The sequence below is a fragment of the Kitasatospora sp. MY 5-36 genome (assembly GCF_001182915.1).
In the GTDB taxonomy this organism is placed as follows: Bacteria; Actinomycetota; Actinomycetes; order Streptomycetales; family Streptomycetaceae; genus Kitasatospora.
Genome location: NZ_LFVW01000726.1, coordinates 1 through 5,303, shown reverse-complemented (window position 1 = coordinate 5,303; position 5,303 = coordinate 1). Strand labels below are relative to the sequence as shown.

General features: G+C 74.5%; 5 protein-coding genes and 1 pseudogene. 5 read left to right on the top strand and 1 reads right to left on the bottom strand.

Annotated features, from left to right (window positions below; translation table 11 throughout):
* Nucleotides 1–298, top strand: a pseudogene (locus AE652_RS34580) (hypothetical protein); the annotation flags it as partial.
* Between the two features lie 25 nt (nucleotides 299–323).
* On the opposite strand, the gene AE652_RS34575 reads toward AE652_RS34580, so the two are convergent.
* Nucleotides 324–593, bottom strand: a complete 270-nt coding sequence (locus AE652_RS34575) for an antitoxin (RefSeq protein ID WP_234348649.1) — start codon at nucleotides 591–593, stop codon at nucleotides 324–326.
* Between the two features lie 163 nt (nucleotides 594–756).
* Between AE652_RS34575 and miaA the strand changes: the two genes are divergently transcribed.
* The 4 genes from miaA to AE652_RS34555 all read left to right on the top strand — a co-directional run.
* The gene (gene miaA / locus AE652_RS34570; RefSeq protein WP_049658895.1) at nucleotides 757–1,701 is read left to right on the top strand and encodes a tRNA (adenosine(37)-N6)-dimethylallyltransferase MiaA; all 945 of its coding nucleotides are present in this window, start codon (nucleotides 757–759) and stop codon (nucleotides 1,699–1,701) included.
* A gap of 228 nt (nucleotides 1,702–1,929) precedes the next feature.
* Nucleotides 1,930–2,442, top strand: coding sequence for a hypothetical protein (locus AE652_RS34565; protein WP_049658893.1), 513 nt, complete (start codon nucleotides 1,930–1,932; stop codon nucleotides 2,440–2,442).
* Nucleotides 2,443–2,474: 32 nt separating this feature from the next.
* Nucleotides 2,475–3,380 (top strand): diaminopimelate epimerase, encoded by a 906-nt coding sequence (dapF, locus tag AE652_RS34560; RefSeq protein ID WP_049658892.1) that lies wholly within the window; start codon nucleotides 2,475–2,477, stop codon nucleotides 3,378–3,380.
* 259 nt (nucleotides 3,381–3,639) lie between these two features.
* Nucleotides 3,640–5,303: bifunctional (p)ppGpp synthetase/guanosine-3',5'-bis(diphosphate) 3'-pyrophosphohydrolase (locus AE652_RS34555; protein ID WP_049658890.1), on the top strand; the 1,664-nt coding region annotated here is incomplete at its 3' end.

Sequence of the window (5,303 nt, the reverse complement as noted above, 5' to 3'; positions counted from 1 at the left end):
CGACCGGGTCGCCCTGCTGGTGCTCGGCGACGGCAGCGCCTGCCGCTCGGTGAAGGCGCCCGGCTACCTGGACGAGCGGGCCGAGGGCTTCGACACCGCGCTGGCCGCCGCCCTGGGCACGGCCGACCTGCCCGCCCTGGCCGCCCTGGACCCGGGCCTGGCCGCCGAGCTCAAGGCCGACGGCCGGGCACCCTGGCAGGTGCTGGCCGGCGCCGCGCAGGGCGCCGGCCTCACCGGGCGGCTGGGCTACCAGGACGCGCCGTACGGGGTCGGGTACTTCGTGGCGTCCTGGTCCTAGCAAGTCGGCGGGGCAGGCCTGCGGGTCAGGACTGCGGGGCCTGCGGGGGCTGCTCCTCGTCGCCCGGCTTCGGCTTGTGGGCGAAGTCGCCGACCGCGCCCTTGGCCTTGCCGGCGCCGTGCTCGATCTTGTCGCTGTACTTGCCCTTGGTCGCCTTGTCGATCGCGCCGCCGGCCTTGTCCACGGCCTTCTCGATCTGGTCGCTGTGCTTGCCGGCGAACTCGCTGGCCTTGTCCTTGAGCTCCTCGGCCTTGCCCTTGAGGTTGTCCATCAGACCCATGGCGATCTCCTTCATCCGCTGTTCCCCGCACAACGACCGGGCTCGGCAAAGCGTTCGCAAACCGGCCCAACCGGGGAAACGGCCGGAAAGTGTCCGGGAAACAGTCATATCCTCGCGCAGTCGCGGGCGGGTGGCAGCCCGGTCCGCGGGCGCCCGGCCGTTTTGCGAGACTGGAGCGGTGAGCAGCTCCCGTACCCCGCGCGTCATCTCGATCGTCGGCGCGACCGCCGCCGGCAAGTCCGACCTGGCCGTCGCCATCGCCCGCAGTCTCGACGGCGAGGTGATCAACACCGACTCGATGCAGCTGTACCGGGGCATGGACATCGGCACCGCCAAGCTCACGATGGAGGAGCGCGGGGGAGTGCCGCACCACCTGATGGACGTCTGGGACGTCACCGAGGCCGCCAGCGTCGCCGAGTACCAGCGGCTGGCCCGGGCCGAGATCGACCGGCTGCTCGCCGCCGGCCGCACGCCCGTCCTGGTCGGCGGCTCCGGGCTGTACGTCCGGGCGGCGATCGACGAGATGGAGTTCCCGGGCACCGACGCGGCGGTGCGGGCCCGGCTGGAGGCCGAGCTGGAGCAGGCCGGCCCGTACGCGCTGCACCGGCGGCTGGCTGAGCTGGACCCGGCGGCCGCCGAGGCGATCCTCACCGGCAACGGGCGGCGGATCGTCCGCGCCCTGGAGGTCATCGAGATCACCGGGCAGCCGTTCACCGCCAACCTGCCGAGCAACACCGCCGTCTACGAGGCGGTGCAGATCGGCGTCGCCGTGCCGCGCCCCGAGCTGGACGAGCGGATCGCGCTGCGGGTCGACCGGATGTGGGAGGCCGGACTGCTGGACGAGGTGCGGGAGCTGGAGAAGGTCGGACTGCGGGAGGGCAGGACCGCCTCCCGGGCGCTCGGCTACCAGCAGGTGCTCGACCACTTCGCCGGCGGGTGCACCGAGGACGAGGCCCGGGCCGAGACCGTCCGGGCCACCAAGCGCTTCGCCCGCCGCCAGGAGTCCTGGTTCCGCCGCGACGACCGGATCCACTGGCTCTCCCGGCCGGCCGGCACCGACCCCGTCGAGCTGCTGGAACGCTCCCTGGAACTGATCGACCGTCAGGGAGTTCCGGCCGCGTAGGAAGGGTTTCCGGCCAATCCGGCGGTGCACCTGCGCGCGCAGGCGACCGTGCAGGACGAACCGGCGGTCACGGGCCGATCACGTGATGGCCACGGATCACCCGTCGACCCCGGTCAGGCCCGGAACGCCCCTCTGGACATGCCATCATCGATGCCGTAGGGGTCGACCGAACGGGCCGGCCGTGCCCGGCCGCGAGTCCGCTCGTGTCGAACTGTCAGGGGAGGCCGTGTGTCGACGGGTACCGGCCCCGAATCCGGCCAGGGCGGGAGCGTCACCGTACCGGCCGAGGAGTTCGACGAGTCGACGATGGGCGACCTGCCCGTGCTGACCGGCCTGGAGGCGCCGACCTCCTACGCGGCCGCGGTGCCCGCCCTGGACACCCGCACCCCGCCCGGCGGCGCGGTGCACGAACGGGAGATCCGCCCGCTGCGCCGGCTGCGCTGGTGGCAGACGCTGCCGATCGCCCTGCTGGGCACCCTCGGCTCGCTGATGTTCGCCTTCCCGCTCGCCTTCGGCTCGGCCGGGGCGCGCGCCACCATGGTCGGGATGCTCGGGCTGCTGTTCACCGCCGCCTCGATGGGCTGGGGCGCGATGGCCGCCCGGCACGCCGGCTACACGTGGCCGGGGCTGCCGCGACGGGGCTCCGGGCAGCGGGCCGGCTGGAAGGCGATCGCGGTCTACACCCTGATCGCGCTGGCCGCCTGCGCGCTCGCGGTCTGGCGGGTCGCCTACCTGCGCTGAGCGCCTCCCGGCGGCTCAGTACCATCGGAGGGGTGAGCGCATCCTCCCCCCAGCAGGTCGGCATCCCCTTCTTCAAGGGCCACGGCACCCAGAACGACTTCGTCATCGTCCCGGACCCGGACGGCGCGCTGGAGATCGGTCCCGAGACCGTCGCCGCGCTGTGCGACCGGCGGGCCGGCATCGGCGGGGACGGGCTGCTGCGCGTGGTGCGCGCCGCCGCCGACCCGGCCGCCGCGGCGATGGCCGACCGGGCCGAGTGGTTCATGGACTACCGCAACTCGGACGGCAGCATCGCCGAGATGTGCGGCAACGGCCTGCGGGTCTTCGCCCGCTTCCTGGTCGAGGCCGGACTGGCCGAGCCGGGCGAACTGGCCGTCGCCACCCGCTCCGGGGTGCTCACCGCGAAGGTCGCCGGGGCCGCCGCGGACGGCACGCCCGGCGACGTCACCATCGACATGGGCCGGGCCCGGCTGCCCGGGCCGGACGGCATCGAGGTCGCGGTCGGCGAGCGGCGCTGGCCGGCCCTGAACGTCAACATGGGCAACCCGCACGCGGTGGCCTTCGTGGAGAGCCTGGAGCACGCCGGGGACCTGTACACCGCTCCGCTCACCAGCCCGGCGGACGCCTACCCGGAGGGCGTCAACGTCGAGTTCGTGGTGGACCGCGGGCTGCGGCACGTCGCGATGCGGGTGCACGAGCGCGGCTCGGGCGAGACCCGCTCCTGCGGCACCGGCGCCTGCGCGGTGGCGGTGGCGGCCATCCGCCGGGACGGCGCCGACCCGGCGGTCACCGGCGAGGCGGTCTCGTACACCGTGGACGTGCTGGGCGGCCGGCTGGTCATCACCGAGCACCCGGACGGCCGGGTGGAGATGGCCGGGCCGGCGGTGATCGTGGCCGAGGGCCGGCTGGACGGGAGCTGGTGGGAGTCGGTGCGTTAGGGCCCGTCTCCGGTGGGGCCCGTCCTCGAACCCGCGTCCGCGGGGCGACAGGCCCGGGGGCCGGCAGCCCGGTTTGCCCAATTCGTTCGGTGATGAATCCCCCCGATCGGGTGATACCGGTCGCGGACGGGAATCAGGGCGTCGCGGAACGTGCTCTGCTCGGTAGCATGGACCACCGGGTCGATCACCCCATGGGGAGGGGTGTCGAGATCACCCCCTCGGACGGGGCGGCGCCCGGCGACCGTTGCCGGAGGTGCCGATGACCATCGAAGCCGGGCAGCCCCTGGGGCAGCCGACGACCGTACGGCAGGGAGGGGCCAGGCGGCCCCTCGGGGAGCTCGGCCTGGCCGCCCTCGGCCGGGCCGGGCGGGCCGCCCTGCTCGCCACCGGCCGGCCGCCCGTGCCGGACGCCCTGGAACCGCTCGTCCGGGTCCACCGCCGGCACCATCCGCAGGCCGACCTCGGCCTGCTCGCCCGGGCCTACCGGCTCGCCGAGGCCAGCCACCGCGGCCAGAAGCGCAAGAGCGGCGAGCCGTACATCACCCACCCGCTGGCCGTCACCATGATCCTGGCCCAACTCGGCGCCGGGACGACGACCCTGGTCGCCTCGCTGCTCCACGACACCGTCGAGGACACCGAGTTGACGCTGGACCAGGTGGGCGCCGGGTTCGGGCCCGAAGTCGCCTACCTGGTCGACGGGGTGACGAAGCTGGAGAAGGTCGACTTCGGGGCCGCCGCCGAGGCCGAGACCTTCCGCAAGATGCTGGTCGCCACCGGGGACGACGTCCGGGTGATGGTGATCAAGCTCGCCGACCGGCTGCACAACATGCGCACCATCCGGCACATGAAGCCGGCCAGCCAGGTGCGGATCGCCAAGGTCACCCGGGACGTGCTGATCCCGCTGGCCGAGCGGCTCGGCATCCAGGTGCTCAAGGCGGAGCTGGAGGACATCGTCTTCGCCACCCTGCACCCCGAGGAGCACGCCCGCACCCGCGCCCTGATGACCGGTCACGAGGCCGAGCCGGACACCCTGCTGGAGCCCTTCGCCCGGCAGCTGGCCCGCCAGCTGGCCGAGGGCGGGGTGGCCGCCGAGGTGACCGTCCGGCCCCGGCACTGCGTCTCGCTGCACCGGGTGCTGCTCCGGCGGGCCGCCGTGCCCGGGCCGGACGGCCGGCCGCAGGGGCCGCGGCCGGCCGACTTCGGGCGGCTGCTGGTGGTGGTCGAGGAGAACGCCGACTGCTACGCCGTGCTCGGCGAGCTGCACACCTGCTGGACGCCGCTGCCCGGGGAGTTCAAGGACTTCGTGGCGGCGCCCAAGTTCAACCTCTACCAGTCCCTGCACACCGCCGTGGCGCTGAGCGGCGGCGCGGTGGTCGAGGTGCTGGTCCGCACCCGGCGGATGCACGAGGTGGCCGAGACCGGGGTGGTCGCGCTCGGGGACCCGTCCCCGGCCGGCGCCGTCCAGGACGCCGACGAGCTGGACCGCACCGACCCGGCCCGCCCGGGCTGGCTCAGCCGGCTGCTGGAGTGGCAGCAGGAGACGCCCGACCCGGACGCCTTCTGGTCCGCGCTCACCGCGGACCTGGCCGGCGACCGCGAGATCACCGTGGTGACGGAGAGCGGCGAAACGCTTCAGCTGCGGGCCGGCGCCACCTGCGTGGACGCGGCCTACCTGCTCGGCGAGGAGACCGGCCACCGATGTATCGGCGCGCGGGTCAACGGGCGGCTCACCGCGCTGTCCACCGTGCTGGAGGACGGCGACCAGATCGCGGTGCTCACCGAGACCCTCCCGGCCGGCGGCGGACCGCCCTCCGGCCCCGCCCCCGAGTGGCTGGCGCACGCCCGCACCCCCGCCGCCCGGCTGGCCATCGAGCGCTGGCTGGCCGATCCCCCGGCCCGGCAGCCGGTGGTCCGCACCGGCCC